Origin of the sequence: Kitasatospora arboriphila, assembly GCF_039528095.1 — a bacterium.
GTDB lineage: Bacteria > Actinomycetota > Actinomycetes > Streptomycetales > Streptomycetaceae > Kitasatospora > Kitasatospora arboriphila.
Window position 1 is genome coordinate 1 of sequence record NZ_BAAALD010000194.1, and the last position, 4145, is coordinate 4145.

Annotated in this window: 4 protein-coding genes; all 4 read left to right on the forward strand. The window is 71.9% G+C overall.

Going from position 1 to position 4145, the window contains the following annotated elements; all coding sequences use genetic code 11:
* The coding region (locus ABD353_RS39270; RefSeq protein WP_344628515.1) for an adenosylcobinamide-GDP ribazoletransferase at nucleotides 1-253 on the forward strand (253 nt) is incomplete at its 5' end.
* Nucleotides 254-561: 308 nt separating this feature from the next.
* A complete protein-coding gene (locus ABD353_RS39275; RefSeq protein ID WP_486326990.1) occupies nucleotides 562-2001 on the forward strand; it encodes a leucyl aminopeptidase in 1440 nt (479 codons plus the stop codon).
* A gap of 416 nt (nucleotides 2002-2417) precedes the next feature.
* The gene (lpdA, locus tag ABD353_RS39280; RefSeq protein WP_263105729.1) at nucleotides 2418-3806 is read left to right on the forward strand and encodes a dihydrolipoyl dehydrogenase; all 1389 of its coding nucleotides are present in this window, start codon (nucleotides 2418-2420) and stop codon (nucleotides 3804-3806) included.
* A 62-nt stretch (nucleotides 3807-3868) separates the two neighbouring features.
* On the forward strand, nucleotides 3869-4145 hold a 277-nt coding region (locus ABD353_RS39285), incomplete at its 3' end, for a biotin/lipoyl-containing protein (protein WP_344628517.1).

The window sequence follows — 4145 nt, forward strand, 5'->3', positions numbered from 1 at the left end:
CACCGTCCCGGGCATCGGCGCCGCCGCGGTCTCCGCGGGCGCCGCGCTGCTGCTCGCCGGCGCCGGCAGCGGCTACGGCCGGCAGGCCTGGGTGTGGCCGGCCGCGCTGGTGGTCGGGCTCGGCTGCGCGCAGCTGCTGCTGCGCCGCTGCGTGCGGCGCCTCGACGGGATCACCGGCGACGTGCTCGGCGCGACGGCGGAGACGGCGGCCACCGGGGCGCTGGTGGCGCTGGCGCTGATCGGCACGGTCTGAGCGGCCCGCACGGGCCGGGTCCGGGGGCGTTCGTGCGACGTCCGGTTCGCGCGCTTCGTCACACCGTGTACGCCCGGTCCGCCGTGAGGGGGCGAGCCCTGGGGCCGCGCGGTCCCAGCATGCGGACTACCATGCGGGGTGCACCGTAGCCCTGCGCCCCGTTTCCCCGCGGAGTCAGCCGGGGTTATGCCGGTACGGCACACCCCGAGCCGTTGCCGGCCGTGGACCGCGAAAGAACAGGACGCATCGTCGTGACAACACTGTCTGTGAGCACCTCCTCCGCCGCAAGCCTGCGCGCGGACGCCCTGGTGGTCGGTGTGGCGAAGGGCCCCAAGGGCCTCGTGCTCGCCCCCGGCGCCGAGGCCGTGGCCGAGGCGTTCGAGGGCACGCTGGCCGAGGTCCTCTCCACCCTGGGCGCCACCGGCGCCGAGGGCGAGGCGGTCAAGGTTCCGGCGGCCGCCGGGCTCAAGGCGCCGCTCGTGCTGGCGGTCGGCCTCGGTGACGCGTCCGAGGACGGCTACGCCGCGGAGGCGCTGCGCCGGGCCGCCGGTGTCGCCGCCCGCACGCTGGCCGGCACGAAGAAGGTCGCGCTGGCGCTGCCCGCCGGGTCCGCCGAGGAGATCGAGGCGATCGCGCTGGGCGGTCTGCTGGGCTCGTACACCTTCGGCACGTACAAGGGCGAGAACGGCAAGACCCCGGTCGGCGAGCTGCTGGTGCCGGCCACCCGCAAGGGCAGCAAGGACGCCAAGGCCGCGGTCGAGCGCGCCGTCGCGCTGGGCGAGGAGATGAACCGGGCCCGCGACCTGGTCAACACCGCGCCGAACGACCTCAACCCGAAGTCCTTCGCCGCGATCGCCCAGGCGGCCGGCAAGGAGCACGGCCTGAAGGTCGAGGTGCTGGACGAGAAGGCGCTGCTCAAGGGCGGCTTCGGCGGCATCCTCGGTGTCGGTGTCGGCTCCGCCAACCCGCCCCGGCTGGTGAAGGTGGCCTACACCCACCCGAAGGCGCAGGCGTCGCTGGCGTTCGTCGGCAAGGGCATCACCTACGACTCGGGCGGCATCTCGCTGAAGCCGGCGGGCCACAACGAGACCATGAAGTGCGACATGTCCGGTGCCGCCGCGGTGTTCGCCGCCGTGGTCGCCGCCAAGCGCCTCGGCCTGCAGGTCAACGTGACCGCGTGGCTGGCGCTGGCCGAGAACATGCCGTCCGGCTCGGCGACCCGTCCGGGCGACGTGCTGCGGATGTACGGCGGCAAGACCGTCGAGGTGCTGAACACCGACGCCGAGGGCCGCCTGGTGCTGGCCGACGCGATCGTGCGGGCCGGCGAGGAGAACCCGGACGTCATCGTGGACGTCGCCACCCTGACCGGCGCGATGGTGCTGGCCCTGGGCACCCGCACCTTCGGCGTGATGTCCAACAGCGACGAGCTGCGCACCCGCCTGCACGAGACCGCGACCGCGGTCGGCGAGCCGTCCTGGCCGATGCCGCTGCCGGCGGACCTGCGCAAGGGCATGGTCGAGTCGACGATCGCCGACCTCGCCAACATGGGCGAGCGGATGGGCGGCGGCCTGGTGGCCGGCCTGTTCCTGAAGGAGTTCGTCGCCGAGGGCATCGACTGGGCGCACCTGGACATCGCCGGCCCGGCGTTCAACGAGGGCGGCCCGTTCGGCTACACCCCGAAGGGCGGCACCGCGAGCGCGGTGCGCACCCTGGTGCGGTACGCGGAGGACGTGGCGGCGGGCGTCTGACGCCCACCGATTTCCGTGGAGGGGTCCGGTGTCCGACGGGGCACCGGGCCCTTCGACGTTTTCCTATTACCAGCCGGTAATACATCGGGGGTGGCGAAGGCCACATTCCGAGACGGTGTTCGCCGCGGGCGAAACTGTCTTCCGCACTGCGGAACCCGGGCGGGAGCGGGCCGCCGCAGCCGCCCCTCTCCGGACCACCCGCACCGCTGTGAGCTGCGGCGATACCCACCCGTACGGGGCATTCGAGCGACCCGGGGCGACCGGGCGGCGGCCTCCGGGGCAGCCCCGGACACCAGTCGCCTCGAACAAGTGCAAAGATGTATTTCCGGCACGACTGGGCGCCTCACAAAGGCTTCCCACACCACCGGACCGCGACCGGCCCGGCGAACCGCACCCCTTTGCATGGAGGACGTGACGTGGCGAACGACGCCAGCACCGTTTTCGACGTTGTCATTCTCGGAGGCGGAAGCGGCGGTTACGCCGCGGCGCTCCGCGCCGCCCAGCTCGGGCTGAACGTCGCGCTGATCGAGAAGGGCGAGCTCGGCGGCACCTGCCTGCACCGCGGCTGCATCCCCACCAAGGCCCTGCTGCACGCGGCCGAGGTCGCCGACGAGACCCGTGAGGCGGCCGAGTTCGGCGTCCTGGCGACCTTCCAGGGCATCGACATCAAGGGCGTCCACAAGTACAAGGACGACGTGGTCTCGGGCCTCTACAAGGGCCTGCAGGGCCTGGTCGCCTCGCGCAAGGTCACCTACATCCAGGGCGAGGGCCGGCTGTCCTCGCAGACCTCGGTGGACGTCAACGGCCAGCGCGTCGAGGGCCGCCACATCGTCCTCGCCACCGGCTCGGTGCCCAAGTCGCTGCCCGGTCTGACCATCGACGGCAACCGGATCATCTCCTCGGACCACGCCCTCAAGCTCGACTACATCCCGAAGTCGGCCGTCATCCTCGGCGGCGGCGTCATCGGCGTCGAGTTCGCGTCCGTGTGGAAGTCCTTCGGCGTCGACGTCACCATCGTCGAGGCCCTGCCGCACCTCGTCCCGCTGGAGGACGAGAACTCCTCGAAGCTGCTGGAGCGCGCCTTCCGCAAGCGCGGCATCAAGTTCGAGCTGAAGGCCCGCTTCTCGGGCGTCGAGTACACCGAGAACGGTGTCCGCGTCTCGACCGAGAACGGCAAGCAGATCGACGCCGACGTGCTGCTGGTCGCCATCGGCCGCGGCCCGGTCTCGGCCGGCCTCGGCTACGAGGAGGCCGGGGTCGCCATGGACCGCGGCTACGTCCTGGTCGACGAGTACCTGCGGACCAACGTGCCGACGATCTCGGCGGTCGGCGACCTCGTCCCGACCCTGCAGCTCGCCCACGTCGGCTTCGCCGAGGGCATGCTCGTCGCCGAGCGCCTGGCGGGCCTGAAGGTCGTCCCGATCGACTACGACGGCATCCCGCGCGTGACCTACTCCAACCCGGAGGTCGCGTCCGTCGGCCTGTCCGAGGCCAAGGCCGCCGAGCAGTACGGCAAGGACAAGATCGTCACGCTCAAGTACAACCTGGCCGGCAACGGCAAGAGCAAGATCCTGAAGACCGCCGGCGAGATCAAGCTCGTCCAGGTCAAGGACGGCGCCGTGGTGGGTGTCCACATGGTCGGCGCCCGCATGGGCGAGCAGGTCGGCGAGGCCCAGCTGATCTACAACTGGGAGGCCCTGCCCGCCGAGGTCGCGCAGCTCATCCACGCGCACCCCAGCCAGTCCGAGGCCCTGGGCGAGGCGCACCTGGCGCTGGCCGGCAAGCCGCTGCACGCGCACGACTGATCCGCGGCACCCCCTTAGTTGTCCATTCCTGTACGCAAGACTTGATAGGAGTCGCTGAAACCATGGCGGTCTCAGTAACACTGCCCGCACTGGGCGAGAGCGTGACCGAGGGCACCGTCACCCGCTGGCTGAAGGCCGAGGGTGAGCGCGTGGAGGCCGACGAGCCGCTGCTCGAGGTCTCCACCGACAAGGTCGACACCGAGATCCCGGCGCCCGCGTCCGGCATCCTCGCGTCGATCAAGGTCGGCGAGGACGAGACGGTCGAGGTCGGCGCCGAGCTGGCCGTCATCGACGACGGCTCGGGCGCCCCGGCGCCCGCTCCGGCCCCGCCCGCGGCCG